The organism is Thioalkalivibrio nitratireducens DSM 14787 (assembly GCF_000321415.2).
Lineage (GTDB): Bacteria > Pseudomonadota > Gammaproteobacteria > Ectothiorhodospirales > Ectothiorhodospiraceae > Thioalkalivibrio > Thioalkalivibrio nitratireducens.
Window position 1 is genome coordinate 709,358 of the sequence record NC_019902.2, and the last position, 24,673, is coordinate 734,030.

At 65.9% G+C, this 24,673-nt stretch carries 28 protein-coding genes and 1 other RNA gene; 22 read left to right on the plus strand and 7 right to left on the minus strand.

Annotated elements, in window-relative coordinates; genetic code table 11:
- Positions 1-37 precede the first annotated feature (37 nt).
- Positions 38-583: a hypothetical protein gene (locus TVNIR_RS19980; RefSeq protein ID WP_237251654.1), complete on the minus strand. Its 546-nt coding sequence runs from the start codon at positions 581-583 to the stop codon at positions 38-40.
- Positions 584-766: 183 nt separating this feature from the next.
- Here TVNIR_RS19980 and TVNIR_RS19590 point away from each other — a divergent pair, with 183 nt between their 5' ends.
- From TVNIR_RS19590 to TVNIR_RS03680, 8 genes are all read left to right on the plus strand, one after another.
- On the plus strand, positions 767-946 hold the full coding sequence (locus TVNIR_RS19590) for a hypothetical protein (protein ID WP_157092178.1): 180 nt from the start codon (positions 767-769) through the stop codon (positions 944-946).
- A gap of 53 nt (positions 947-999) precedes the next feature.
- Positions 1,000-1,479 (plus strand): type IV toxin-antitoxin system AbiEi family antitoxin, encoded by a 480-nt coding sequence (abiEi, locus tag TVNIR_RS03655; RefSeq protein ID WP_237251732.1) that lies wholly within the window; start codon positions 1,000-1,002, stop codon positions 1,477-1,479.
- A 58-nt stretch (positions 1,480-1,537) separates the two neighbouring features.
- Positions 1,538-2,365, plus strand: coding sequence for a nucleotidyl transferase AbiEii/AbiGii toxin family protein (locus TVNIR_RS03660; RefSeq protein WP_237251733.1), 828 nt, complete (start codon positions 1,538-1,540; stop codon positions 2,363-2,365).
- A gap of 445 nt (positions 2,366-2,810) precedes the next feature.
- Entirely contained in the window at positions 2,811-3,296 is a 486-nt protein-coding gene (locus tag TVNIR_RS03665; protein WP_237251734.1) for a helix-turn-helix domain-containing protein, read from the plus strand.
- Positions 3,297-3,761 carry a PIN domain-containing protein gene (locus tag TVNIR_RS03670; protein ID WP_015257625.1) on the plus strand — a complete coding sequence of 155 codons (465 nt, stop codon included), beginning with the start codon at positions 3,297-3,299 and terminating at the stop codon, positions 3,759-3,761.
- Positions 3,762-3,764: 3 nt separating this feature from the next.
- The gene (locus tag TVNIR_RS21365) at positions 3,765-3,869 is read left to right on the plus strand and encodes a VapC50 family PIN domain-containing toxin (protein WP_471546528.1); all 105 of its coding nucleotides are present in this window, start codon (positions 3,765-3,767) and stop codon (positions 3,867-3,869) included.
- Positions 3,870-4,630: 761 nt separating this feature from the next.
- Positions 4,631-4,867 (plus strand): type II toxin-antitoxin system Phd/YefM family antitoxin, encoded by a 237-nt coding sequence (locus TVNIR_RS03675; protein ID WP_015257626.1) that lies wholly within the window; start codon positions 4,631-4,633, stop codon positions 4,865-4,867.
- The gene (locus TVNIR_RS03680) at positions 4,867-5,301 is read left to right on the plus strand and encodes a type II toxin-antitoxin system VapC family toxin (RefSeq protein WP_015257627.1); all 435 of its coding nucleotides are present in this window, start codon (positions 4,867-4,869) and stop codon (positions 5,299-5,301) included. The genes TVNIR_RS03675 and TVNIR_RS03680 overlap by 1 nt, the downstream gene beginning before the upstream one ends.
- 11 nt (positions 5,302-5,312) lie before the next feature.
- Here TVNIR_RS03680 and TVNIR_RS03685 read toward each other — a convergent pair whose 3' ends face one another.
- Positions 5,313-5,579, minus strand: coding sequence for a BrnA antitoxin family protein (locus TVNIR_RS03685; RefSeq protein ID WP_015257628.1), 267 nt, complete (start codon positions 5,577-5,579; stop codon positions 5,313-5,315).
- A 673-nt stretch (positions 5,580-6,252) separates the two neighbouring features.
- Between TVNIR_RS03685 and TVNIR_RS03690 the strand changes: the two genes are divergently transcribed.
- From TVNIR_RS03690 to TVNIR_RS20430, 9 genes are all read left to right on the plus strand, one after another.
- Positions 6,253-6,540, plus strand: a complete 288-nt coding sequence (locus TVNIR_RS03690) for a GIY-YIG nuclease family protein (RefSeq protein WP_006749202.1) — start codon at positions 6,253-6,255, stop codon at positions 6,538-6,540.
- Between the two features lie 438 nt (positions 6,541-6,978).
- The gene (locus TVNIR_RS03695; RefSeq protein WP_257720628.1) at positions 6,979-7,656 is read left to right on the plus strand and encodes an aminotransferase class I/II-fold pyridoxal phosphate-dependent enzyme; all 678 of its coding nucleotides are present in this window, start codon (positions 6,979-6,981) and stop codon (positions 7,654-7,656) included.
- A 508-nt stretch (positions 7,657-8,164) separates the two neighbouring features.
- The gene (locus TVNIR_RS03700; protein ID WP_237251736.1) at positions 8,165-8,779 is read left to right on the plus strand and encodes a GNAT family N-acetyltransferase; all 615 of its coding nucleotides are present in this window, start codon (positions 8,165-8,167) and stop codon (positions 8,777-8,779) included.
- A gap of 216 nt (positions 8,780-8,995) precedes the next feature.
- A complete protein-coding gene (locus TVNIR_RS20140; protein WP_015257630.1) occupies positions 8,996-9,340 on the plus strand; it encodes a hypothetical protein in 345 nt (114 codons plus the stop codon).
- Between the two features lie 318 nt (positions 9,341-9,658).
- Positions 9,659-10,300, plus strand: a complete 642-nt coding sequence (locus TVNIR_RS03710) for a TetR/AcrR family transcriptional regulator (protein WP_015257631.1) — start codon at positions 9,659-9,661, stop codon at positions 10,298-10,300.
- 211 nt (positions 10,301-10,511) lie between these two features.
- Positions 10,512-10,964, plus strand: a complete 453-nt coding sequence (locus TVNIR_RS03715; RefSeq protein ID WP_418081249.1) for a cytochrome c — start codon at positions 10,512-10,514, stop codon at positions 10,962-10,964.
- 7 nt (positions 10,965-10,971) lie between these two features.
- A complete protein-coding gene (locus TVNIR_RS03720) occupies positions 10,972-12,108 on the plus strand; it encodes an efflux RND transporter periplasmic adaptor subunit (RefSeq protein WP_015257633.1) in 1,137 nt (378 codons plus the stop codon).
- On the plus strand, positions 12,108-15,221 hold the full coding sequence (locus TVNIR_RS03725) for an efflux RND transporter permease subunit (protein WP_015257634.1): 3,114 nt from the start codon (positions 12,108-12,110) through the stop codon (positions 15,219-15,221). The genes TVNIR_RS03720 and TVNIR_RS03725 overlap by 1 nt, the downstream gene beginning before the upstream one ends.
- A 178-nt stretch (positions 15,222-15,399) precedes the next feature.
- Entirely contained in the window at positions 15,400-15,600 is a 201-nt protein-coding gene (locus TVNIR_RS20430) for a hypothetical protein (RefSeq protein WP_083499339.1), read from the plus strand.
- A 222-nt stretch (positions 15,601-15,822) separates the two neighbouring features.
- Here the strand turns inward: TVNIR_RS20430 and TVNIR_RS03730 are convergent, their stop codons facing one another.
- Complete coding sequence (locus tag TVNIR_RS03730) at positions 15,823-16,410, minus strand: copper chaperone PCu(A)C (protein ID WP_015257635.1); 588 nt, start codon at positions 16,408-16,410, stop codon at positions 15,823-15,825.
- 134 nt (positions 16,411-16,544) lie between these two features.
- Between TVNIR_RS03730 and TVNIR_RS20145 the strand changes: the two genes are divergently transcribed.
- Positions 16,545-16,793, plus strand: coding sequence for a hypothetical protein (locus tag TVNIR_RS20145; RefSeq protein WP_211263143.1), 249 nt, complete (start codon positions 16,545-16,547; stop codon positions 16,791-16,793).
- Between the two features lie 201 nt (positions 16,794-16,994).
- Here TVNIR_RS20145 and TVNIR_RS03735 read toward each other — a convergent pair whose 3' ends face one another.
- Both TVNIR_RS03735 and TVNIR_RS03740 read right to left on the minus strand, forming a co-directional pair.
- On the minus strand, positions 16,995-18,326 hold the full coding sequence (locus tag TVNIR_RS03735; protein WP_015257637.1) for an ATP-binding protein: 1,332 nt from the start codon (positions 18,324-18,326) through the stop codon (positions 16,995-16,997).
- Positions 18,323-19,054 carry a response regulator gene (locus tag TVNIR_RS03740; protein WP_015257638.1) on the minus strand — a complete coding sequence of 244 codons (732 nt, stop codon included), beginning with the start codon at positions 19,052-19,054 and terminating at the stop codon, positions 18,323-18,325. Before TVNIR_RS03740 ends, TVNIR_RS03735 begins: the two co-directional genes overlap by 4 nt.
- A gap of 225 nt (positions 19,055-19,279) precedes the next feature.
- On the opposite strand from TVNIR_RS03740, the gene TVNIR_RS19985 reads away from it, so the two are divergent.
- Entirely contained in the window at positions 19,280-19,438 is a 159-nt protein-coding gene (locus TVNIR_RS19985; RefSeq protein ID WP_015257639.1) for a hypothetical protein, read from the plus strand.
- Between the two features lie 235 nt (positions 19,439-19,673).
- Here TVNIR_RS19985 and gorA read toward each other — a convergent pair whose 3' ends face one another.
- On the minus strand, positions 19,674-21,065 hold the full coding sequence (gorA, locus tag TVNIR_RS03745) for a glutathione-disulfide reductase (RefSeq protein WP_015257640.1): 1,392 nt from the start codon (positions 21,063-21,065) through the stop codon (positions 19,674-19,676).
- A gap of 149 nt (positions 21,066-21,214) precedes the next feature.
- Positions 21,215-21,970, minus strand: a complete 756-nt coding sequence (locus TVNIR_RS03750) for a glutathione peroxidase (RefSeq protein ID WP_015257641.1) — start codon at positions 21,968-21,970, stop codon at positions 21,215-21,217.
- Between the two features lie 279 nt (positions 21,971-22,249).
- On the opposite strand from TVNIR_RS03750, the gene ffs reads away from it, so the two are divergent.
- From ffs to TVNIR_RS03760, 3 genes are all read left to right on the plus strand, one after another.
- Positions 22,250-22,346: signal recognition particle sRNA small type (ffs, locus tag TVNIR_RS18725), an RNA gene on the plus strand.
- 55 nt (positions 22,347-22,401) lie between these two features.
- On the plus strand, positions 22,402-24,261 hold the full coding sequence (gene dnaX, locus TVNIR_RS03755) for a DNA polymerase III subunit gamma/tau (RefSeq protein WP_015257642.1): 1,860 nt from the start codon (positions 22,402-22,404) through the stop codon (positions 24,259-24,261).
- Positions 24,262-24,342: 81 nt separating this feature from the next.
- Positions 24,343-24,669 carry a YbaB/EbfC family nucleoid-associated protein gene (locus TVNIR_RS03760; protein ID WP_015257643.1) on the plus strand — a complete coding sequence of 109 codons (327 nt, stop codon included), beginning with the start codon at positions 24,343-24,345 and terminating at the stop codon, positions 24,667-24,669.
- Positions 24,670-24,673: the final 4 nt, after the last annotated feature.

A 24,673-nucleotide genomic window follows, 5' to 3' on the forward strand; every position in this document is an offset into this window, starting at 1 on the left:
ACGCTCGGCTCTGCCTATTGACATCCTCTGCGGAAACTCAGCGCCCCTCGGGAGCCGTGACCGTGAGCGGCCAGAGCCACGTCAGTAACGCAAGCAACGGTGCCTGCCCCTGGCCCGGGATGCGCTCCAGAAGACCGGCCGGCAACCGTACCACCGCCACCGGCGGCAGGAACCGCGCACCCAGCACCTGCCACACCGCACTCTGCGCAAAGCCTTCGCGCCACCACCGGCGCCACCGCGCCAGAGTCCGCCAGGGAATCGACAACGCTTCACACAGTGCGGATGCCGCCGGGGTCCGCTCGCCCACCCGGGTCGACCCCAACACCACCACCCAGCCCAACCACACCCGCCGCCCCAGGAACCGCACCGACCTCGAGGTGGTCCGGCGCCGACACTGATGACAGCAAAAACTCAGCCGGGTCGAATACTCCACGCGGAACGCACCCGGACAGCCACGCGGCTTGCGCGGATAGTTCGCCTGATGCAAGGCACCGCCACAGTACGGACACCCCGCCGCCTGGACCTCAGCCGCCACGGTCTCATCGATGTAGGTCAGAAAGCGGAAAAACTGGGGATCGGACAACGGAACGTGGCACACTGTGAGCGTCTCTTGGCGTGGTAACCAGAGACTCCCCCGAAGGGCGCGTTTGTTCAAGCTCCCCGAGGGGGATCCCCCCTCTAACCTCACGCTGCCTGATCATTCCAGCCGCAAATCCCATCAGCAGCCATGACCGTGCTCAGCCATCCTCCTCCATTGGAGCGGTTCGTGTGGCGTCTGCTGTTGTTGCTCCATGTATTGCCGGATGGTTTCGAGGGGCGCAACGCGCTGGAGCTGCCACAAACCGGAACAGATTTCTTTTCCGTCGGGTTACAGATCCCGGCTTCAGGATTCAGGTTTACGGAAAAGCAGTGTTTTGATGGTGTTTCTGTATACTTGGAGCCATAGAGCAGTCTGTTGCGATCAAGACATTGGCCGAGTGGGCCCGGGCTGGGCGCATCGTGTTTACCGTGGGTGATCTGGCCAAGCTATTTCCTGCGGACCAGCGGCGGACCCTGCTGGCTGCGCTCGGGAGGTTGGTGGACGAGGGTGTGCTGGCGCGGGCGTGCCGCGGTGTGTATGTGTATGTACTGACGGGCGAGCCGGGTTCGGATGTGATCGAACGCATTGCTGTGGCACTGCGCCGGGGCCACTACAGTTACACCAGCCTGGAATCGGCGCTGTCGGAGTATGGGGCGATTTCACAGATTCCGGTCGATCGCCTGACGGCCATGACGACGGGCCGATCGGGCGTGTATCGAACGCCCTGGGGCACCATTGAATTCACTCATACCAAGCGGTCGCCGGCCGATATTCTGGAAAATACGCGCCTGGTGGGCCGGCCGCTGCGCATGGCCACACCGCAAGCGGCCTGGCGTGATCTGAAGCGGGTGGGCCGCAACACCCATCTGGTCGATGCGCGGGCCCTGGCCGATGACTGAACGGGTCGATTTCTCCGCGCTGACCGCTCGGGCGATGGCGCAGTCGGGTCGTGGCCACATGCGCCCGGTGATCGAAAAGGAACTGCTGCACTACGACATCCTGTTCGGGCTCGACCGCGACGGGCTGCTCGATGAGTTGACGTTTCAGGGCGGGACGGCGCTTCGTCTCTGCTACGGTTCACCCCGTTTCAGCGAGGATCTGGACTTTGCCGGCGGACGCGACTTTTCGCGCGCGCGGGTCGACGGGATCAGGGCCGCACTGGAAACCTACATCGGCCAGCGCTATGGCCTTGAGGTGATCGTGCGCGAGCCGGCCGAGCTCGTCGATGATCCGGGCTACCGCGGCATTCACGTCGACACCTGGCAGATCGCGATCGTCACCGCACCCACACGACCTGATATTCCGCGGCAGCGGATCAAGCTCGAAATCGCCAATGTCGAGGCCTATTCTCGACAGCCGCGCAGCCTCCGCCTCAACTATGACTTTCTGCCCGACGGCTACGGCGATACGCTGGTGTTGGCCGAATCGCTGGATGAGATCATGGCCGACAAGCTGGTGTCGCTGGTCAATAGTCAGCGCTACGTGCGCCATCGGGATATCTGGGATTTGCGCTGGCTCAAGCAGCAGGGGGCGGCGGTCAATCCGGGGTGGGTCGCACACAAGATCGAGGACTACCGCATCACCGACTACCGCGACAGGCTGGACGACCTGCGCGCCAGACTGCCTGCCATCGTCCGCAGCGCTGCCTTTGCCCAGGAAATGAACCGCTTTCTGCCGGTTGAAGTGCAGGAGCGAACCCTTGCAAAACCCAAATTCCTGGATTTTCTTGCCAGCGAGATTGATGGCCTGCTGACAACGGTTCGGAGCGCGCTGCAGTCTGGGTGATGAAATTCGATGTCGACAAGGACGATCAGCAGAGCCGGTCCGGCGGATGCCGTTGACGGTCCCCAAGGGGCGGAGGCCATTTTGGGCGATGACAGAGCCTCGCGATGACGGTAGGGGCTTGATGACCGTCACTGCTCGCGCGGGTGGGGCTTTCACCCAGTGTATCGCCCACGCACTACTGGACTGGCCGCGACGGGGCGCAGCGGCTTCGGTACTCGGTGCCTTCGGCGCAGGCACTGCGCAAGACCGAGCGCGCGGTGTACGAGTACCTGGGACTGCGGGCGCTGGAGTGGGATCACCAGGGGCGGTAGATGTTGTCGCGTGCCTTGCACGCAACTGGGTGTAGACGAATGTCCGGTGGGTTCCCTGCCCACCAAGCCCAAGCCGCTTTCGAATATTGCGGATATTTGGTTTATTTCGGTCATGATTCCTCCCATGATGCTGTTTGAAACCCCTGGAGGCTGTCATGACCACACGTTCTCCCTCCCATTCGTTGCCGACGGCTGAAGAAGTTGCCATCGCCCGTGAGAGCGGCCGGGCGTTGTCCGCCTTCCTGCAGACACGCGCGGAAACCCAGCAGATCGAGATCCTTGACGACAAGGGCGCGTCGCATCCAGTCCGCGTCCCGGTGTCGACGCTGCGGCTGCTCGTCGACGTCCTGACCGAAATCGGTGAGGGCAACGCGGTCAGCATCATCCCGATCCACGCCGAGCTCACGACGCAGGAAGCTGCGGACGTGCTCAACGTCTCGCGGCCCTTCCTCGTGCAGTTACTGGAGCGCGGCGAGATCCCGTTCCACAAGATCGGAACGCACCGGCGCGTCCGCTACCAGGATGTGATCGCGTACAAGGAGCGGATCGACGCTGAGCGCAGCAAGGCCCTCGATGCACTGGCCGAGCAGGCCCAGGCGCTCAAGATGGGGTACGAATGAATGAGTTCGCACTTCACCGTCATCTACGACGCGTGCGTGCTCTACCCGGCACCGTTGCGCGACCTGCTGATGCGCTTGGCACTGACCGATCTGTACCGGGCGCGCTGGACGGACAGGATCCACGACGAGTGGACGCGTAACGTTCTGAAGCAACGGCCGGACCTGAAGGCGGAAGACCTGGAGCGGACGCGGTCGCTGATGAACGCCCACGTCCGCGACAGCGTGGTCACGGGCTTCGAGCATTTGATTCCATCGGTCGAGTTGCCGGACGCCGATGACCGGCATGTGGTGGCCGCCGCCATTCACAGCGGCGCCAGTCTGATCGTGACCTTCAACCTGAAGGATTTCCCGCCGGATCAGCTCAAGCGTTACAACCTGGACGCCCGGCATCCCGACGATTTCATCTTTGATCTACTGGATCTGCACGGCGCCCGAGTGTGCGAGGCGGCTGCCAACCATCGCTGATCGCTGAAGAACCCTCCCAAGACGGTTGACGATTACCTGGACACGCTGCTCAAGCAGGCGCTGACACAGACCGTCTGCCGGTTACGGGAGTGGAAGGTGGCGATCTGACGGCGGACGGTTCGCCTGAGGCCGCTCCCATGGAATGTAGGGGTGTGCCCAGCACGCGAATGGGCGTTGGTGGAGACCCGTGCGGTTGTCGCGCCTGCGGCGCGTTCGATGACGGCGTGGCAGTCCAATTGAAACAGGCCAAGGAGGGCCGTGTGGATCGCCAGGGGGCTTTGCCCCTCGCGATGACGGTGGGGGCTTTGTGGTCGTCACTGCGAGCCCCGGAGGGGCGTGGCAGTCCACACGGCGGTTGGATCGCCACGGGGCTTTGCCTCTCGCGATGACGGTGGGGGCTTTATGGCCGTCATGCGAGCCCCGCACCGCCTCCGTCACTGCGAGCCCCGCAGGGGCGCGGCAGTCCATACGGCGCCTGGATCGCCACGGGCCTTTGGCCCTCGCGATGACGGTGGGGGCTTTGTGACCGTCATGCGAGCCCCGCACCGCCTCCGTCACTGCGAGCCCCGCAGGGGCGCGGCAGTCCATACGGCGCCTGGATCGCCACGGGCCTTTGGCCCTCGCGATGACGGTGGGGGCTTTGTGACCGTCATGCGAGCCCCGCCTCCGTCACTGCGAGCCCCGCAGGGGCGCGGCAGTCCATACGGCGCCTGGATCGCCACGGGCCTTTGGCCCTCGCGATGACGGTGGGGGCTTTGTGGTCGCACGCTCACGCGAATGGGCTCACCGGCGAGCAGGATCCTCTTGGCTTGCCTTGAAGAAGGTTTTTGTGTACACATGATGAGTACACATTGGGTCCTGGGGGCAACATGAAAGAAGTCAGCGTCCGCGAGGCGCGCGAACAGCTTTCCAGCATCCTGAAAGCCGTGGAGCGGGGCGAGGAGGTCGGCATCCTGCGTCGGGGGCGGCCCGTCGCGCGCGTGGTGCGGCCCGCGGGGGATCCCCCGGCATTTCGTTCCCGTGCGGACTTGCGGCAGAGCCTGCCGGCCATGCGGGAGGCCGCCGTCGATACGGTCCGCGCACTGCGGGATAGCGAACGCTACTGATGTTCTACGCGGACACCAGCGCAGTCTTGCCGTTTTACCGCAGCGAACCCGCCAGCGACACCATCGAGCGGCTCTTGCTTGCGCAGCGCCAGCCGCCCGTCATTAGTGACCTGGTGCGTGTGGAGTTTGCTTCGGCACTGGCCCGCTGGGTCCGCATGGATGAATTGGGCGAGGCTCAGGCCAACCGGATCGAGTCGGCGTTTCACGAAGACGTTCGCGAGGGGCGTTATCGCCTCGTGGCGCTGGACTCAGGCGTGTTCGAGCGAGCCCTGCACTGGCTGCTCACGCGTCGGACCAGCCTGAGGACGATGGACGCCCTGCATCTGGCATGCGCCGAGGCCAGCGAAGCCCCCTTGCTGACCCTCGATCAGGCACTCCTGACGTCAGCGGAGTTTTTCGGCGTCGCTACGTTTGGGGCAACCGGAAAGATCTGACCCCCGGGCGATCATCGTTTCTGAACATCCTCCGCGAGCGATGCTTTGATCAGGGACTGATAGGGCATGTCCCGCCGATTCGCCTCGATCTTGATCCTCTCGAGCAAGGCGATGGGCAGGCGCAGGGAAATGGTCTTGGTCGAGGGCTTGAGATTCGGGAGGCTGACGTTTTGTGCCGCATCCCAGTCAACGTATTCGCTGGAATCGTGGCTCTCCCAGAATGCGCGTTCGTCTGCCTCCGTTTGAAACTCAGGTCTGGCTTTCGGATGTTTGGTCATGGACAGCTCTCTCTTTGCGATGCATGTCTCGGACGGAAATCACGCGGATCAGGGTGTCCGCAGCGCGCAGGGTGAAGCTGACGTGGAGCCTCCATCCGTCGTCAACTCGCGGAGAAACGCATTGGGGTGTGCCGCAAAGCGCAGGTGGCGCGCATCCGCGAGCCGGATCCTGATCGGGAGATTGTTGGGGTGGGGTAGGGTTAGGGGTGGTAGGGCCGCCACTGCGAGGAGGCCGCACTCCCTCTGTCACTGCGAGCCCCGCAACCCCCCCTCCGTCACTGCGAGCCCCGCAGGGGCGCGGCAGTCCACGCGGCGGCTGGATCGCCACGGGCCTTTGGCCCTCGCGATGACGGTGGGGGCTTTGTGGTCGTCATGCGAGCCCCGCACCGCCTCCGTCACTGCGAGCCCCGCAGGGGCGCGGCAGTCCACGCGGCGGCTGGATCGCCACGGGCCTTTGGCCCTCGCGATGACGGTGGAGGCTTTGTGACCGTCATGCGAGCCCCGCACCGCCTCCGTCACTGCGAGCCCCGCAGGGGCGCGGCAGTCCACGCGGCGGCTGGATCGCCACGGGCCTTTGGCCCTCGCGATGACGGTGGAGGTGGGGCCGTCACTGCGAGGAGCCCGCAGGGCGACGTGGCAGTCCAATTGCAGCAATGGGCCAAGGAGGGTCGGTATGAAGCAGCCATGCGTTTACATGATGACGAACCGCCGAAACGGCACGCTGTACGTTGGGGTTACCAGCAACCTGGTACAGCGGGTCTGGCAGCACAAGTCCGGGGTCGTTGAAGGTTTCACGAAACAATATTCTCTGCACCGGCTGGCTTGGTTCGAGGTACACGAGACGATGGAATCCGCGATCTCCCGCGAGAAGCAACTCAAGGCGGGGAACCGGAAACGGAAACTGCGACTCATCGAGGCACTGAATCCGGACTGGCGAGACCTGTACGCCGACATCCTTTGAATGGTGGTGTCAGCCCCGCAGGGGCGTGGCAGTCCATACGGCGCCTGGATCGCCACGGGCCTTTGGCCCTCGCGATGACGGTTGGGCGTGCGTCACTGCGAGCTCCGGAGGAGCGCGGCAGTCCATGCGGCGGTTGGGTCGCCGCGGGGCTTTGCCACGGCCTTCGGCCTCGCAATGACAGGCCCTCGCGATGACGGTTGGGCGTGCGTCACTGCGGGCCCCGGAGGGGCGCGATGCGGCGGTTGGGTCGCCGCGGGGCTTTGCCACGGCCTTCGGCCTCGCAATGACAGGCCCTCGCGATGACGGTGGGGGCCGTCACTGCGGCGACTATTACCCCCACTGAACACGGATCTGCAGCCAACTTGAGCTGAACTCGGGCGCGGGTCAGGCTTACCCTTGCACCGACCGGTGTTCGACGGGCCGGAGCGGCAGTTTCTCGTGGATGTTGTTGATTCGAAATTTGTTTCGTCGGTGGGGCGCCGGGTGGATGAGTTCGAGCAGCGGGTCGCGGCATTCACCGGCGCCGGATTTGCGGTCGCCACCGTGAACGGCACCGCGGCGTTGCATGTGGCGCTGGAACTCGCGGGCGTGACACCCGGCGAGGAGGTGCTGACTCAGGCCCTGACTTTCGTGGCCACCTGCAACGCGGTCCGCTACCTGGGTGCCCGGCCGGTGTTCGTGGACGTCGACCGGGACACGCTTGGGCTGAGCCCGGATGCGCTGCGCCGCTTTCTGGAACAGGAGACCGAGTTGCGCCACGGCCGCTGCGTGAACCGCCGCACCGGGGCGCGGATCGCGGCCTGCGTGCCGATGCATACCTTCGGGTTTCCGTGCCGGATCGCCGAGATCGTGGCGCTGTGCGAAGGCTACGCGATTCCGGTGGTCGAGGATGCGGCGGAGTCGCTGGGGAGTTGGGTCGATGGGCGGCACACGGGTATTTTCGGCCGGCTCAGTACGCTGAGCTTCAACGGCAACAAGGTGATCACCACCGGCGGCGGCGGGATGATCCTGACCGACGACGAGACCTTGGCGCGGCGTGCGAAGCATCTGACGACGACCGCGAAGCAGCCCCATGCCTGGGAGTTTGTGCACGACGCGGTGGGCTACAACTACTGAAGTGGACCCCAGTGTCAAGACAGTACCTGATTATCACGAAACCTCCTCAGCCAGTGCGATACCTCTCCGCGTCGGTCGTCATTGCGAGCGAAGCGCGGCACTAATGCGCATAGCGCATTGAACAGCCGCAGGCTGGCCCGAAGGGCGAGCGCAGCGAGTAATCCAGGCGGCGCAGGGGGGACCATCGCCCTCTGGATCGCCACGTCCCGCCACGCTGCGCTCGCGGCTAAAGGCTTCGCTCCTCGCGATGACGCTGGTTTCGAAGATGGCCCAGTCCAGCTTGCGGAGCTTCCGTGATAATCAGGAGACAGTAAGTGGACGAGTTTAAGCAACGGCCTGGACCTCGCTCGCAGCGGAGCAGCGCTGCCCTGGTGTTACCGGTTCGCCGGGCGGCGTTGCCGCCGGGCCGTCGCTCCTGTCCGGAATCCCGTCCCGAGCATGGCTCAGCCCCTGGCCGGATTTCACTCAGAATGACGAGGAACCCGTCCTGGAGTGGACGGTTACCTTCGTGAAGATCAGGATGATGCTCATCAACAATGTCGCGCAAGGCAAGCGCAGGCAGGAGCAAGCGATGCCGGTTTGCGTGCGCACGATGGGGGAATCTGACCGCAAGTTGATTGCGGATGTGGTCATGGAAGCCTTCGGTCCGACCGATGGTCCGGAGATCGTACAACTGATCGCGGAGCTGTTGGCGGATCCGAGCGCACAGCCGGTTTTGTCGCTGGTGGCGACCACGGGTGACCGGGTTGTCGGGCATATCCTGTTCAGCGGCGCGCGGGTCGAAACGGGCGAGCAGGCGCATTCCGCGGTGATCCTGGCTCCGCTCGCGGTGCGTCCGGATTTCCAGTCCCGGGGAATCGGCGGGCGGTTGGTTACAGAGGGCCTCAAGTGGCTCGTCGAGGCGGGGGTGGACCTCGTGTTCGTGCTGGGGTATCCGGATTACTATTCGCGATTCGGGTTTGCCGAGGCGGGCGTTCGGGGCTTCGATGCCCCGTATCCGATCGCGGCGAAGAACGCCGGGGCCTGGATGGTCCTGGCGCTCCGTCCGGGGATCCTGGGAGCGGTGAAGGGAACGGTGCGCTGTGCCAATGCGCTCGATGACCCGCGGTACTGGCGGGAGTGAGTCGGACGATACGCTTCCTGCGTCGCAGCGCTGTCACGCGCAGTGAAATCTCTCCGAACGGGATGATCGTTTGGATCAGAGCCGCAACGGGTCGACTTCGGGAGTGCGTCGAGACCCGTTCTCCGATACGCACCGGTGGACGGAATCGACGGACGGGCGCGTATCCGAGGCGCGGCGTTGGCATGCCGAAGGCGTTGAGTCGAAAGTCGAGGGAACATGGCGAAGAACAAGCGGAAACGCACGCACGCGCAGAAGGCGGCACGCGCGCGATGCAAGGCGGAGTTCATGACGATCTTCGTGGCAGGCAAGCAGAAGCGGGTGCGCCGTCCTCCGAGCATCGACGGGTTGGACCCGGACGAATTCATCTGCCGCAATGCCGATCCGATCTGGTTGCATCAAAACGAGATGTGGGAGTACATGGAACCGGAACCAGTGGACAACGACACGGAACCGGTCGTGAAACCTCGAACCCGAGCGCAAGACGCGCTGAACGTGCATGAACCACAGGAAATCGATGGGGAACCGGTCGTGAAACGACCCGGCGATGACATTCCCTTCTGAGTCCGCTATCCCGGTGAATCGCGGGTGACGGTCGGATCCGCAGCGGAATTATGCGGCGCCAACAGTTGCCCCGCGGTTGCACGCGATGCCGGAAGGCGTGACAGATCGTTTGCTACGGGATCGCAGCACGGCGGGTCGGTGGCGTTTGCGCTGGGCAGCCTCAAGCGGCGTGGCCCTGAACGAACGGAGGTGATCCATGCTCGGCGCGATCGTCGGAGACATCGTCGGTTCGGTGCACGAGGGGGCGCCGTCCACTTGCTCACTCGCGACAGAAGGTGCAATGATTGCCCGTCAATAAGCTAGCGAGTACTCACTTTCATGGCGCGTAAACCCACCGAAGAGAGGCGCGAGGAGATCGTCCAGGCTCTGCTGGCTCTGGCTGCAGAACGCGGCGCCAGCAATGTCTCCACCCAGGCGATCGCCGATCGGGTCGGGATCGCACAACCCACGATCTTTCGGCATTTTCCGACTCGGGACGCCATTTTCCGCGCGGCGCTGGATTCCATCGGGCGCAAGCTGCTGGATGTACTCACACCGATACTGTCCGGACGCGGCCCCGCGGATACCCGGCTGCGCAAGCTGCTGACCCGCCAGCTGCGATTCATCAGCCGCCGCAAGGGGCTACCACGTCTCATTTTCTCCGAGCGTTTGCATCTCGAAGACCCCGAGTTGAAGGTCGTGGTACGGAGCATCATGGATCGCTACACCTCTCGGCTGGAAACGCTGCTTCAGGAAGGCACCGGCCAGGGATGCTTTCGTCAGGACCTGGAGGCCGCCGAAACCGCCCGCCTGATTGTGGCGATGATTCAGGGATTGGTGATGCGCTGGTCGCTCTCCGACTTCGAGTTCCCGCTCGACCAGCAGGGCGAGGTGCTTTGGCGACTCCTGGAACCCGCTCTGTTGGCACAACCGACCAGGTCTCCTTCAGCACCTGGTCCACACCAACATTCGTTCGGTTAACGATGGTGACGATATACGCCACTCGGAAAGATCAAAGTCGGTCGCCTATCACGGTGATCGTTCCTTCTACCCATCCCGGCCGCGGTCTGTCATCCGCCGGTGCCGGGTCGCCGCGAGCGCCGAATGGTGGGTGACGCTTTTCGTCCGCCCTGCGGGTCGCCGAGATGCGAACAGTGGATCTTTTCACGTCAACCAACGGGAGAGTCTCGAAATGCCTTTGGCGTACATCCGTAGTACAAGCAGAGCCGCCCTTGCGGTTGGGATCCTCACCTTGTCCCTGGCCAGTACCGCATCGGGGGAGAGTTTCAGGACCGTCATGCAAGGCCTCGCAATAGAAATGAACCGGGTCCAGTCGGCGCTGTTTGTCGAGGACTTCGCCACCATTGTGGATGCTGCCGACGCCATCGTCGACCATCCGCGGCCCTCGCCGGATGAGCGGCGGCGCATCCTGGCGGCGGTCGAACCGCATATCGATGAATTCCGCTCTCTGGATCAGCAGGTACACGAAGCCGCCGAGAACCTTGCTGACGCAGCGAGCGATCGGGATCTGGAGATGACCATCCGCTACCACGGCAGGCTGGTGGCTGCCTGCATCGCCTGTCACAGTGCATTCCGGGAAGACGTGGTCGGTACGTTGTCTTCGGAAGATGTACCGGATCGCTGAGCACGACATGAACGGGCTGCAGATCCCATCCAACCGCGGCGGCCTCCGGCGCACCGTCGGCTTGGTCGCACTGGCCGGGGTCGTCGCGGTGACTGCCTGGAGCGCGGCGAACCGGCTTTCAGAACGGTTTTCCCCCGACGCCGCGCGCGCTACGCCATCCCCGGCCGTTGCGACGATTCTCGCCCAACCGGCGGCGGTCACGCTCTACAGCCCTGCGTATCGCGGCAGCATCGAGACGCACTACGAGGCGACCATCTCGGCACGGATCACGGCGCAGGTGCTGGAAAGTCCATGGACCCCCGGGGATCGGGTCGAGGCGGATGAACTTCTGGTGCGGATGGATGCCGACGAGATGCATTTTGAGGTCCAGCAACGACAGGCTACCGACCAGCGCCTCGGTGGGGAACGCGCAACCGCGCAGCGCAACCTCGAACGTCAGCAGGACCTTTTTGCCCGGAACCTGACTCCGGAAAGCGAGCTCGATGACGCTCACCAGCGAGTCGCCACATTGGAGGCCCAGATCCGCGAGAACCGGTCGGCGCTGGAACTGGCCCGCAAACGTCTGGAATACGCCACGGAGCGGGCCCCGATCGCCGCGCAGGTCCGCCATACCCATGTGCGCCCGGGCGATTTGGCCGTATCGGGCCAGCCGCTGATCGACCTGGTAGGCCTCGATGGCCTTCATGCGGTCCTGCGCGTGCCGGAGCGGGAGACCGTGCTGTTGAAACCCGGCCTGGCCGTGGAGCTGACCATTCCCGCTCTGGACCATGTCGTGACGACCCGGCTGGACCGGGTGCATCCCACATTGGCAGCCGGCCGGCGTAGCGGCAGCTTTGAAACGCGGCTGCCCGAGGCGCCCGAGGCGGCCCGTCCCGGCATGGCCGTACAGGCACGGGTTATCCTGGAGCACTTGGACGAGGCCACCAGGGTGCCTGCCCATGCCGTCTGGAGCGACGCTGGAATCCACTGGGTCTATCGGCTCGAGGACGGACACGCCTACCGCAGGGAGGTCGTTACGCGGTCATTGCCGAACGGTGAGCGAGCGATCAGCGAGGGCATCGACCCGGGTGATCGCATCATCGTGACCCCGGACCGCCGGATCCGGGATGGTCTGCCCGTACGGGACGTGAACGGCACCCGCTGATGGCCTGGGTCGAGGTGCTCCTCCGGAACCGGCATACAGTGCTGGTGCTGCTTGCCGCCATCCTGATCCTGGGCCTGCAGGCGCGCTTCGATTTGTCCGTTCAGCTCTTTCCCGACACCGACCCGCCGACCGTCACGGTCATCACCGAATACCCCGGCATGGCGGCCCTGGATGTCGACCGCGAGCTTACACGCCTGCTGGAGGAAGAGTTTGCCAGCCTCGATGGCGTGAGCCGGATCAGTTCCTCCAGTCAGACCGGACTGTCCGTGGCACGGGTGGAATTCGACTACGGCATCACCAGTGCCCTCGCCGCAGTGGACGTCCAGAACGCCGTCGGCCGCTTGCGCCCGGACCTGCCCGCCACCATCGAAGAACCACAGATCCTGGAGTTCTCCACGGCCGACAAGCCGATCATCACCATCGCCCTGACCAGCGACACCCTGGCGCTCGACGAGATCCGCGAGCAGGCCGACAACGCGATCCGGGGAAGGCTCGAATGGATCCCCGGCGTCGCCGCGGTCGATGTGGTCGGTGGGCACAAGAGGGAACTGCATGTCGCCCTCGATCCCGAGCGCACCGAGGCCCTCGGGATCGACATGGTCCAGGTACTGGAGGCCCTCGACGACTGGAATCTGATGGCGCCGGGCGGTCGTGTCCGCATCGGTGAACTCGAGAGCGTGGTGCGGTTCGATGCGCCATTGCGACGCGAGGCCGATGCACGCGGGATCATCCTGGCCGCGGACGGCGATGCCCGCGTGCGCCTGGACGACGTCGCCCGCGTCCGTCTGGAACCCGGCGAGCCCCGCTCGGCCTACCGCCATGACGGCCGGGCGGCCATCGCCGTGCAGGTGCTGCGCCGGGACGATGCCAACACGGTGGAGGTGGCCGCGCGGGTGCGCGAGGCACTGGAACCCTTGCGCGACGCCGCGCCCGAGCTGGACATCGTCGTCGCCGACGATGATTCGGTGTTCACCGAGAAGGTCATCGCCGACATGACGCAGACCGTGATCATCGCCATCGCCCTGACGATGATGATCGTCCTGGTGTTTCTCGCCGATCTGCGTCAGGCCGGGATCATCGCTCTCTCCATTCCGGCGGCGTTCCTGGCGACCTTCGGCCTGATGCAACTGGCCGGCCTCGATCTGAACATGGTCACCATGTCGGCGCTGATCCTGGCCATCGGTCTGCTGGTCGATGATGGCATCGTGATCCTCGAGAACATCCACCGTCACCTGGACGACGAGGGCCAGCCTCCGCGCCAGGCGGCCATCGAGGGGGTCGGCGAGGTCTTCGCCGCCAAGCTGGGCGGCACGCTGACCACCCTCGGCGTACTGCTGCCTCTCACGTTCATGGGCGGCTTTGTCGGCGAGTTGTTCCGGCCGCTTGCGCTGACCCTGGCGTTCGCCCTGAGCGCGTCGTTCGTAATGGCGGTCACGCTGATCCCGCTGCTCGCCACCTACTGGCTTCGGCCCGCCACCTCGGCCGCCACCCCGCGCTGGAGGGAGCCCCTGGAGGCGCCGGCGCGCGGCGTACGCAACCTCTATCTGGACGTGCTGGTATTAGCGTTGCAGCGCCCGCTGGCGACGCTGGTGGTGGCAGTCATGCTGCTGGCCCTCAGCCTGGGCATGCTCCGCATGACCGGGAGCGAAATGCTGCCGCGTTTCGACTCGGGCAGTTTCCAGGTCCTGGTCGATATGGCGCCGGGTACTCGGCTGGAGACCACCCTGGAAAGCCTCGTGCCCGTCGAGCGGTACCTGGCGAAGCAGGAGTACGTGACCGCTGTCAGCAGCCAGTTCGGGCACGAAGCCGGCGCCCGATCGATGGGCGACCGCGGCACCATGGGGGTCAACCAGGCCGAGATCACGGTGACGCTGGTGCCGCGGACGCAACGTTCCCTTACGCAGTGGGAAATCATGGACGACGTGCGCCAGCGTCTCGAAGCCACGCCGGGAGTCACCCTCGCCGTGCCCCGCGAACTCGGTGGCACCGCGCGTTCGTCAACCGCCGCCCCGATCATCGCCCGGATCAGCGGCGAGCAGGCCCCGGCCCTGGACCACACAGCCAGCGAACTGCTGGGCCATCTATCGGGCATCCCGGGAATCACCGATCTGTACAAGGACTGGGCTCTCGATACTCCCGAGGTGCGGGTCCGGGTCGACCATGACCGCGCGGCCGAACTCGGCCTCACCGGTACCGCGATCGCCCGAACGGTTCACCAGGCCATGGACGGGACCGTGGCCACACGCTTCCGCCAGCCACCGAAGCGGGATCTGGACGTGGTCGTGCGTTACCAGGCCCCCGACCGCCGCTACCCGGAAGACTTGGAGGGCATCCTGCTGCCCACCCGCGAGGGGCCCGTCGCACTGAGTGAAGTCGCAAGCCTTGGACATACCCTCGGTCCGCGCATCGTCACGCGGGAAAACGGCCAGCGAACGCTGGACATCCTCGGCTTCCACCTGGGGCGTCCGCTGTCCGAGGTCGTGGCCGACGTGCAGCAGCGCCTGGACACGTTCGCCGCCCCGGATGGCTACCCGGCGATCCTGGCCGGCGAGCAGGCGGACTTCGACGATGCCCGTGACCACATGATGCGGGCACTGCTGCTGGCCGCGATGGCCGTGTACCTGCTGCTGGTCGTGCAGTTCCGCAGCTTCGCGCAGCCCGTCATCATCATGAGCGCCATTCCGTTGCAGTTCATCGGCGTGGTCGCCGCGCTGCTGATCGCCGGGAAGTACGTCTCCATGCCCGCGCTGCTCGGGATCATCCTGCTGATCGGCATTGTCGTGAACAACAGCATCATCCTGCTCGACCTGGCCCGGCGCCGGCTGGCCGAAGGCGCGGACGTTCACGCGGCGGTCACGGAGGCGGTGGAAACCCGCATGCGGCCGATCATGATGACCGCCCTGTCCACGGTCGCCGGGATGTTGCTGCTGGCGCTGGAAATGGCGGTTGGGGCTGAACGTTTTTCCCCCATTGCCACGGTGATCATCGGCGGGATACTGGCGGCCACATTACTGACCCTGGTCGTGATCCCAGTGCTGTTTGCACTGCTCCACCGCCTCTCGCGGCATCCGGACGCTCATGATCGGTACCCGGCCCCGGGGGGCGCCGGTTAGCGGGAAAATCAAGCCGCCCGAGAATCGTATGTCTCGGATTTATAATCGTAGTTTCATCCTTCGGGGTGCCTCGCGGCCGAGGGCATGAGAGTTAGCGTGAAAATACGCCGCCCTAGAATCGTATGTCTCTGATTTATAATCGTAGTTTCATCCTTCGGGGTGCCTCGCGGCCGAGGGCATGACAGTTAGCGTGAAAGTCCCGGCCTGTCTCGTGTCCCTGGCGACCCGTAGGGCGGAAGAGCGCAGCGTCATCCGCCACACGGCGTTCGCAGTGCCCAGGCGCCCGCAGCATCCCCAACGCCGGCTGGCGGATGACGGCCTTCGGCCTCTTCCGCCCTACGCCTCTTTCATCATCGGGGGGTGGCTGCCCGCGCCATGACAGTCTGCGTGAAAAGAGCGCGCAGCGCGGACGAAATCCCCCGCTTGCGGGACAAATCCGGCGGGAGCCGATTTCGAACAGCAGCAGGGTGGGCCACAGGCGGGCGCAGCGGGTCATCGAGCAAAAGCCTGCCGATCAACGGTTCATCGATCGTCATGTCCTGTCTGCACGGCGCTGGCGGCCGGAGGTGTGATTCGATGCGATCATGAAGCAATCAGCGTTTCACTCGGGTGCATGGTGGCGATGGCCGTGTGCTGGCTCGGGTCCGCGGTCCGAGTGTCCGTGATGGTGACCGTGGTCCGATGGGCCGCCAGACTGCACGACCGCTTCCAGGTGCAGATCCTCGTGTGCTTCGATGTAGAGCGTGATCGGGATCGTGTCGCCACCGGAGAGCGGTTGAACGAGATCGATCAGCATCACGTGCAGCCCGCCGGGGCGGAGTTCGATCCGGTCCTGCGCGGCGATGGTGATGGCATCCACCTGGCGCATGCGCATCACGCCCTCGGCATCCTGCACATGGTCGTGCAGTTCGGTGACGCGGGCGGCGGGGGATTCTCCTGCCAGGATCCGGATATCGGCGTCGGTCGTGTTGCGCAGCGTCATGTAGGCGGCGCTATTGGGCACGCCCGGGGGCGTGAGCCGCACCCACGCCGGCGCGTCGAGCTCGATTCCAGGCGGGCAGTCGCAGTCCGCGTGCGCGGACCCGTGGTGGCCGGGAGTATGATGGGCAGTGACGGCAGGGCTGCCCATCGTTGCCAGCACCAGCACGAGGCTGTACAGCAGTCCGGGTGATCCTGATCGGAGATGCATCGGTGAATTCTCCTCGGTCATGGTGGATGCAGGTGCCGGCAGGTGTCCACGGCGCGCTGTTTGGGGCGTTCGCGTCGGCGATGGGGGCGCCGCCAGCGCTCGGGGTGGTACGGCCACCGTGCCCGGGGCGCGCCGTGGCTACACCTGGCCAGCGTTCGGCTCTAAGCAATATCCATGCTATTGCAGTGATCGGCTGTGGAACGGGCGTTCCGAAAGGGTACTTGTTCTCTGGAACACTGCATATCGCGCACCGGGCGATCATGCTGCTGCATTTGGCGCAGGTCTTCGCGTCGCGCTTGCGCGCGGATGAGCACGCTGCGGAACATCGGTTCGAATCGGGTTATCGTTTTACGGTAACGGGATACGGGCAGGCGGAGGGCTGAAGATGGCGGAGTTGACCCCCTGGGACAAGGATGCCGTCGCGCTGGTAGGGCAGGCGGTGCTTGCCCCGTCGAGCCACAACACGCAACCCTGGGTCTTCCTGCTCGGGGAGCCGCTGATCGACCTGTTGGCGGACCGTACGCGGGCGCTGCCGGCGAACGATCCCGAGGGTCGTGAACTCAGCATCAGCGGCGGCGACTGCGTCACCTGCGTGTGTTCGGCAGCACCACACGGGCCTCGGTGCCTCCGCCCTCGCGGGGATGCAGCGAGACGTCCCAGCCGTTGGCCTTGGCCAGCTGGCGCGTGATCGCGAGACCGAGGCCACTGCCTCCCGTCTGGGCGCTGCGCGAGGCCTCCAGCCGATGGAACGGGCGGAACACCGCCTCGAGCTGGTCGCCGGGAATACCGGGGCCCCGGTCGAGCACGCGGATGACGACTGTCGGCGCGCACTCGAGCGCCACCTCGACCGGCTGTCCTTCGCCGTAGCGGACCGCGTTCTCGACCAGGTTGGCGAGCACCCGCTGCAGTGCCACCGGGTTCAGATGCCGGCTGCAGGACGCGGGTGCGCTGCTCCAGCTGATGTCGCCTTCGCTGCGGCAGGCATCGGCGATGATCTGTTCCAGCAGCGCGACCAGGTCGACGGTCTGTTCCTCCCGAGTCTCCAGATCCCGGCTCAGCGCCAGTGTCTGCCGAATGATCCGGTCCATCGCCTCGAGATCGTCGCAAATGCCATCGATCAGCTTCGGGTCGTGTATTTCCCGCAGCATCTCCAGCGACAGTCGCATGCGCGTGAGCGGCGTGCGCAGGTCGTGGGATACGCCGGCCAGCAGGGTGGTCCGGTTCGCGAGCAGTTCGCGTACCTCGTGTGCCATGGTGTTGAAGTTCCGGGCCAGCATCCGGACCTCGCGTGGCCCCTTCTCGGGCAGGGGTTCGGGCAGCTGTCCCTGGCTGACATCGGCAACCGCGGCCGACAGGCGGCGTATGCGCCGGGTGGTGCCGCCAGCCATGAATATGGAGGTGATCAACACCAGCAGCACGGTGATGACCGCGACCGTCAGCACGCCTTCCAGGCGCCGGGTCACGATGCGGTCGTGGGCAAGCCCGATGCGCAGGTTCTGGCCGCCGATGGACAGGTCGGCCCAGTACCATCGCTCGCCATCGCGCTGCTGCGGACGCAGCGGCACGTCGAAGCCGACCCGGCGCGACAGGGATTCCTGCACGAACGCGAGGTAGGGGGCGGGCAGCTTGTCTGCCGGCGGCAGGGTTTCCCTGAGGTCCGTGATGCGCAGGCCGTGATTGCGGAGCAGGCGGTCGTTGAATTCACGTCGGGCCGGGGGAGGGATCTCCGCCCAGCTACGCGCCGACAGCAGCATCAGCGCTGCCAGGTCGTCGCCCGCGCTTCGTGCGAGAGGCAGGATGGTGAAGTGCGCGACGGTACCCAGGATCAGCACCGCAAAGGTGAGGAAGGCGACCAGCAGGATGCCGGTGGTGCGCACGAAGATCGAGCTGGGCGAGACGGCCTGCAGCCACCTCATTCGGAAACCTCGTTGCCATCGGGGGCGAACAGGTAGCCGCGCCCCCAGACGGTGCGGATGTAGCGCGGATGGCTGGCGTCGTCCTCGATCTTGCGTCGCAGCCGGGCGACCCGAACATCGATGCTGCGGTCGAACGGCTGGTGCTCGTAGCCCTTGATCAGGTCCAGCAGGGTGTTGCGGTCCAGCACGCGCTGGGGGTGTTCGGTCAGTACCCGCAGCAGGGTGAACTCGCCCGTGGTCAGGGGTACCTCTTCGCCGTTGCGCAGCAGGCGCTGCGAGGCGACGTGCATCTCGAAGGGTCCGAAGCGGTATATTCCTTCCGGCTCCCCGCTGGCCTCGTCCTCGGTTGCGGCCGAGTGCCGCCGCAGCACGGCGCGCACCCGGGCAAGCAACTCCCGCGGGTTGAACGGCTTGGCGATGTAGTCGTCGGCCCCGACCTCGAGACCGACGATGCGGTCGACATCCTCGCCGCGCGCGGAAACCATGATCACCGGCAGCGCCTGACGGCTCACCGTGCGGCGCAACAGCGACAGGCCGTCCTCGCCCGGCAGCATCACATCGAGGATCAGCAGGTCGAAGGCCGCGTCTGCCAGCGCACGATCCATCTCGACGCCGTCGCGCACGGCCACCACTTCGTAGCCCTGCTCCTCCAGGTAGCGCCGGAGCAGGTCGCGCAGACCCGGGTCGTCGTCGACTACGAGGATGCGGGCGGGGGTTGTCGTCTCCATGGGCCTATTGTGCGCATCTTTCGGCCGCGGCGCTGCGGGTGAAACACACTGTTACAAAGTCAGAACAACAGGACATTCTTATGCAACAGGGCACCCGTATGGTGGAGCCTGTGCAGGATGCCTTCGGCCCGAATCGGGTGGCGCGCCGCCCCTGGCGCGGCTGCCGATCGCCGGAGAAGCGGCCTGCCTCGATAGCGAAGCGGAACCCTTACAGGAGAAGTCATCATGTACTTCGACAATTTTACCCTCATCGGTGTTGTTGCGGCAGTTGCCATCGCTGCGCTGGTCGTCCGCCTGGTGGCGAGCGATTCGGACGGTACTTCGGAGCACGCTACCAGCCGTGCCGACGCGAGCGAAGACGACAGCCTGTTCGCCCGTCCCTGACGGGACGCTCCGCACCGGAGCGTCGGTGTGCCGCCGCCCTGGCCGGCGTTCTGCCGGGCTCCAGCATAGGCCCGTTCCAGTGCCGCGATGTCGAACCTCGTCATCTGCCGTCACGCAGCGGGGACCGTGCACGGTCCCCTTTTGTGGGATCAGGCGCCGTGAAGCGTTGCCCGGGAAAGCGCGACCCCGCAGGCCCATAACGGACCCTCTCTCGGCCGGTACGGGTTCGAGGCCGTCAGGCGGCGTTCGCGACCGGGTCGCTCTGGCCGGGGCGGGACACCTTCAGCGTGACGAGTTCCTCGGCGCTGGTTGGGTGGATCGGGATGGTTAGGTCGAAGTCGCGCTTGGTCGCGCCCATGCGCACCGCGACCGCAAAGCCCTGCAGCATCTCGTCGACTGCGTCGCCGACCATGTGGATGCCGACCACCCGCTCGTCGTCGCCGGCACAGACCAGCTTCATCGAGATCGGCGCGATGTCACCCTCGGCGAAGGCCCGCGCGAGGCCACCGAACTCGGTCTCGTACACGTGCACCTGGTCGCCGTACCGGGCGACCGCCTGCGGTTCGGTCATGCCTACTGCACCGGTTGGCGGGTGGGTGAAAGTCACCGTGGGAATCTGACTGTAGTCGACCGGGACCGGGTCGCGTTCCGGCGCGAACCAGTGGTCCGCGAGCCGCCGGCCGGCGGCGATCGCGACCGGGGTCAGCGGCCCCTTGCCGATGATGTCACCGAGCGCGAACACGCCGGGGACGTTCGTCTCCTGCCACTCGCCCACCGGCACGGTCCCGTTCGGACGCAGTTCCACGCCGACCGACTCCAGCCCGATGTCGCGGGTCCTTGGCGAGCGCCCGACCGCCCAGAGCACCCGTTCGAACGGGCCGGCTTCGCTGCCGTCGGCGATCTGCACGCGGACGGCGCCGGTTTCGCCCGCGAGACCCTTCACCGTGGCCCCCAGACGGCGTTCGATGCCTTGTTCCTCCAGATGCCGTTCGAGCACGTGACTGACCATCGGGTCGAACATTTCCAGCACCCGGTCCTCCATCGCGATCACGGTCACCTCCGCGCCGAACGCGCGGAGCATGCCGGCCATCTCCAGCCCGATGTAGCCGGCACCGATGATCGCGATGGACCTGGGGAGATCCTCCCACTGGAAGAAATCATCCGAAGTCGCACCCAGCTCATGTCCGGGCATGCGCGGAACGATGGGTTCGCCGCCGGTGGCGATCACCACACGCTCGCCGCGGTACTCCTTGCCGCCGGCACTGACCGTGCGCTCGTCCAGCAGCTGTGCCCGTTCCGGCACGTAGTCCACGCCGAGGCGCTCCAGGTAGCCGGACCAGTAGTCGTTCAGCATGCGCAGGAACGCGTGCCGGCGCTGGACCAGATCCGGGTAGCGGAGGCCCGAGGATTGCAGATCCACGCCGAATTCCGAAGCGTGGCGGGCGTGGCTGATGTGGTGGGCGGCGTACCAGGTCAGCTTCTTGGGCACGCAGCCCTCGTTCACGCAGGTGCCGCCGAGGGGCTTCGGGTCGAAGACCACGACGCGGGCGCCGTGGCCGGCGGCCCGCTCGGCGACCGCGAGACCACCGCTGCCTCCGCCGATCACGATGATGTCGTACTGTTCCATGTGGGCTCCCGTTGGACTTCGCGAATGAGCGTGCCCCGGGTCGCGGGGCACCTGTGTCAATGGTTCGCCGGCATTTTACCGGAGTGGCGCTCGGGCGGCCCAAAGGCCGGGATGGCGCGCCGGAAACGCGGGTCCCGGCGCGCTTCGGCTCAGGCCGCGGGGCGGATGCGCGCGCGGTCCAGCCAGACCTTCAGCTCTTCCGAGCCACCGATGCGCTCGCCGTTCACGAAGACCTGAGGCACGGTCATCGCGCCGGTTGCGGCCCGCAAGCTGCGCAGGCTGGCGTCGCGGCCGAGCACGATCTCTTCGAAATCCATGCTGGCCTGCTGCAGGTCGTCCTTCGCGGCCTTGCAGTACGGGCAGCCCGGTTTGGTGAACAGCACCACGTCCTTGGGCCGGGCAGCATTCGGCGCCAGGTACTCGAGCATGGTATCCGCATCGGAGACCACGAACGGGTCGCCTGGTTCGTCGGGTTCGATGAACTGCTTCTCGATCACGCCGTCGCGCACCAGCATCGAGTAGCGCCAGGAGCGCTTGCCGAAGCCGAGGTCGGACTTGTCCACCAGCATGCCCATCGCGTCGGTGAACTCGCCGTTGCCGTCGGCAATGAAGGTGATGCGTTCGGCGCACTGATCCGCCTGCCAGGCCTCCATCACGAAGCCGTCGTTCACCGAGATGCAGACGATCTCGTCGATGCCCTGCGCCTTCAGGACCGGCGCCAGCTCGTTGTAGCGGGGAACGTGGGCCGAGGAACACGTGGGCGTGAAAGCGCCCGGCAGCGCGAACACGACGACGTTGCGGCCTTTGAAGATGTCTGCGGAGCGGATGTCGTTCCACTCGTTGTCCTTGCGGCAGCGGAATGTGACTTCGGGTACGCGCTGACCTTCGCGTGCTTGCAGCGTCATGGTGATGTCTCCTCAATCGAATGAACGGTATGGGTTCGAAATCTTTCGGGTCCAGCCGTGGCTGGAACGAGGCTCAGACTACGGGCTGCATGGCGATACCTCCAATCAAATAAAAAGAACGGTAAGATAGTCGTGAACTAACACTCCGGGGCAAGTGTGGTGCCCTGCGCTGGGGCGGGATGTCCGGTTTCAGTGCTGGTGGCATTTGACGGGAACGCGCGAAACCGGGAAGCTCTCGGGTTCGCCCGCTCTTGCGGGCACATGCGTTATGGTGGTCCGTGTCGGTCCCCCCGCGACGATAGGCTGTGAACCCCGCCAGGCCCGGAAGGGAGCAACGGTAGCAGCCGACTCGGGCGCCGGGGTGTGGCGGGTGCGGGCCGCCGCCCTTTCGCGCACGTTCAGCCGCGCAGGCCGGGGGTTCCGGAAACAAGATGAGTCATCAGGTGCTGGCCCGAAAATGGCGCCCCAGCCGGTTTGAGAACCTGGTGGGCCAGCCGCATGTGGTGCGGGCGCTGGTGAATGCGCTGAGCAGCGGACGCATCCACCACGCCTACCTCTTTTCCGGTACCCGGGGGGTCGGCAAGACCACCATTGCGCGCATCCTGGCCCGATGCCTCAACTGCGAGACGGGCGTTACTGCGACGCCCTGCGGCCAGTGCCGGCCCTGCGTGGAGATTGCCGAGGGGCGGCATCTGGACCTGATTGAGGTCGACGCGGCGTCGCGCACCCGGGTCGACGACACGCGGGAACTGCTGGACAACGTGTCGTACGCGCCGGTATCGGGGCGTTACAAGGTGTACCTCGTTGACGAAGTGCACATGCTCTCCGAAAAGAGCTTCAACGCACTATTGAAAACGCTCGAGGAACCTCCGCCGCACGTCATCTTCCTGCTGGCGACCACGGACCCCCAGAAGCTGCCGGTGACCGTGCTCTCCCGCTGTCTTCAGTTCAACTTGAAGCCGATGCCGGCGGCGCTGATCGCGGAGCACCTGGAACGCGTTCTGGCGTCGGAGGGCGTGGCCGCGGCACCGGGTGCGTTGCTGCGGCTGGCAGAAGCCGCCGAGGGGAGCATGCGCGATGCGCTGAGCCTCACCGACCAGGCGATTGCGTACTCCGGCGACGAGCTGGGCGAGTCCGAGGTCTGCGACATGATCGGCCTGTTGCCGAGGTCGCGACTGACCGAACTCCTCGACGTGGTCTGGGCGGTGCAGGGGGCACGCATGCTCGGGTTGCTGCGGGAGCTCGATGCACTGGCCCCGGACTGGGCGCGGCTGCTCGAGGAACTCGCGGCGCTGGTGCATGGCGTGGCGGTGCAGCAGGTGCTGCTGCAGGAACCGGGCGCGGCTGCTGCCGGCACGCCGGACGACCCTGCGTCGCGCTGGGCGCAGCAGGCCGCGGCACGCGAGGCGCCCGAGGACATCCAGCTTGCCTACCAGATCCTGCTCCACGGGGCGCGTGATCTGCCGTACGCGCCGGACGCCAGGATTGGGGCGGAGATGACGCTGTTGCGCATGCTGGCCTTCCGGCCTGCGCCGGACGTGCAAGGGGGCGACAGTCAAGTGGGCGACAGTGCGGGGAATTCCGGCACGCGCCGCGCCGGTCGGGCGGCGCCCGCGTTCGGGGCGGCGCCGGAGCGGGGGGCGGCGCGCGCCGCGACCGGTACGCCGGCGCGATCGCCAACGCCGGTCACACCCGTCGCCGGGGCGCCCGGGGCGCCCCCCCGCGCGGGCGGGTCCGAAAGCGGTGTGCGCGAGCGGGTCGCCCGTGAGACCGCCGCTGCACCGGCTTCGAAGGCCGGGAATTCGCATGCGATCACGCAGCAGGGGCCTGCACCCGAGGCACAGCGAACGGCGCCTGACCCGGGTTCGAGCGTCGCGGCAGGGCTGGACTGGCATGCCTTCGCCGGTTCGCTTCCCGCCGGACCGGCACGCGAACTGGCGCTGCATGCCGACCTGCTCGAATGCGGATCCGAACGGGTGGTGATTGCCGTTCAGCCTGCCCACCGCATGCTGGGAACGGCGCGAACCCGTGCACGGGTAGCAGAGGCGCTGGGCCGGGTGCTCGGGTACCAGGTCAGCCTGGAGCTCCGTGAGCAGGCGGCACCGTCGGGCAGTACCCCGGCGGCCAGGCTTGCGGCGGACGCGGCCGACCGTCACGCTAGGGCCGAGGCGGAACTCCGTGCCGACCCGGTGATTCAGACGTTGCAGGAAACCTTCGGCGCGGAGGTGACCCGGGTGGTCGTGGCGGAAGAGGAAGACCGCCCCGACGCGGGCGCCCCGCCGGCGTCGTAGGATGGCGGCACGCGGCGGCTCGGTGTCGCGCGATTTCCATGAAACAGGCTTCGACATGCCGTTGAGCAGGAGCAGCAGGAAATGATGAAAGGTGGTTTGGGCGGCCTGATGAAACAGGCCCAGAAGATGCAGGAAGACATGCAGAAGGTGCAGGCTGAGCTTGCGAATATGGAGATCGACGGTCAGGCCGGTGGCGGTCTCGTCCGGGTCGTGATGACCGGCAAGTACGAAGTGCGCCGGGTGACCATTGACCCCAGCCTGTTCGACGATGATCGTGACATGATCGAAGACCTGGTGGCAGCAGCGGTGAACGACGCCGTGCACAAGGCCGAGGCGGCGGCGCAGGAACGCATGGCCGGGCTGACGGCCGGGATGGGTCTGCCCGCCGGCATGAAATTGCCGTTCTGACCCC

Excerpts from the sequence above, each read along its gene's own strand:
- TVNIR_RS03685 (WP_015257628.1), bottom strand. The coding sequence starts at position 5,579 with ATGACCAAACATCCGAAAGCCAGACCTGAGTTTCAAACGGAGGCAGAC.
- TVNIR_RS03750 (WP_015257641.1), bottom strand. The coding sequence starts at position 21,970 with ATGACGCTGCAAGCACGCGAAGGTCAGCGCGTACCCGAAGTCACATTC.
- TVNIR_RS03760 (WP_015257643.1), top strand. The coding sequence starts at position 24,343 with ATGATGAAAGGTGGTTTGGGCGGCCTGATGAAACAGGCCCAGAAGATG.
- TVNIR_RS03715 (WP_418081249.1), top strand. The coding sequence starts at position 10,512 with ATGCCTTTGGCGTACATCCGTAGTACAAGCAGAGCCGCCCTTGCGGTT.
- dnaX (WP_015257642.1), top strand. The coding sequence starts at position 22,402 with ATGAGTCATCAGGTGCTGGCCCGAAAATGGCGCCCCAGCCGGTTTGAG.
- TVNIR_RS03735 (WP_015257637.1), bottom strand. The coding sequence starts at position 18,326 with ATGAGGTGGCTGCAGGCCGTCTCGCCCAGCTCGATCTTCGTGCGCACC.
- TVNIR_RS20430 (WP_083499339.1), top strand. The coding sequence starts at position 15,400 with ATGACAGTTAGCGTGAAAGTCCCGGCCTGTCTCGTGTCCCTGGCGACC.
- TVNIR_RS03740 (WP_015257638.1), bottom strand. The coding sequence starts at position 19,054 with ATGGAGACGACAACCCCCGCCCGCATCCTCGTAGTCGACGACGACCCG.
- TVNIR_RS03725 (WP_015257634.1), top strand. The coding sequence starts at position 12,108 with ATGGCCTGGGTCGAGGTGCTCCTCCGGAACCGGCATACAGTGCTGGTG.
- TVNIR_RS03660 (WP_237251733.1), top strand. The coding sequence starts at position 1,538 with ATGCGCCCGGTGATCGAAAAGGAACTGCTGCACTACGACATCCTGTTC.
- TVNIR_RS03710 (WP_015257631.1), top strand. The coding sequence starts at position 9,659 with ATGGCGCGTAAACCCACCGAAGAGAGGCGCGAGGAGATCGTCCAGGCT.
- TVNIR_RS03690 (WP_006749202.1), top strand. The coding sequence starts at position 6,253 with ATGAAGCAGCCATGCGTTTACATGATGACGAACCGCCGAAACGGCACG.
- gorA (WP_015257640.1), bottom strand. The coding sequence starts at position 21,065 with ATGGAACAGTACGACATCATCGTGATCGGCGGAGGCAGCGGTGGTCTC.
- TVNIR_RS20140 (WP_015257630.1), top strand. The coding sequence starts at position 8,996 with ATGGCGAAGAACAAGCGGAAACGCACGCACGCGCAGAAGGCGGCACGC.
- TVNIR_RS03670 (WP_015257625.1), top strand. The coding sequence starts at position 3,297 with ATGAGTTCGCACTTCACCGTCATCTACGACGCGTGCGTGCTCTACCCG.
- TVNIR_RS19985 (WP_015257639.1), top strand. The coding sequence starts at position 19,280 with ATGTACTTCGACAATTTTACCCTCATCGGTGTTGTTGCGGCAGTTGCC.
- TVNIR_RS03730 (WP_015257635.1), bottom strand. The coding sequence starts at position 16,410 with ATGCATCTCCGATCAGGATCACCCGGACTGCTGTACAGCCTCGTGCTG.
- TVNIR_RS03720 (WP_015257633.1), top strand. The coding sequence starts at position 10,972 with ATGAACGGGCTGCAGATCCCATCCAACCGCGGCGGCCTCCGGCGCACC.
- TVNIR_RS03675 (WP_015257626.1), top strand. The coding sequence starts at position 4,631 with ATGAAAGAAGTCAGCGTCCGCGAGGCGCGCGAACAGCTTTCCAGCATC.
- TVNIR_RS03680 (WP_015257627.1), top strand. The coding sequence starts at position 4,867 with ATGTTCTACGCGGACACCAGCGCAGTCTTGCCGTTTTACCGCAGCGAA.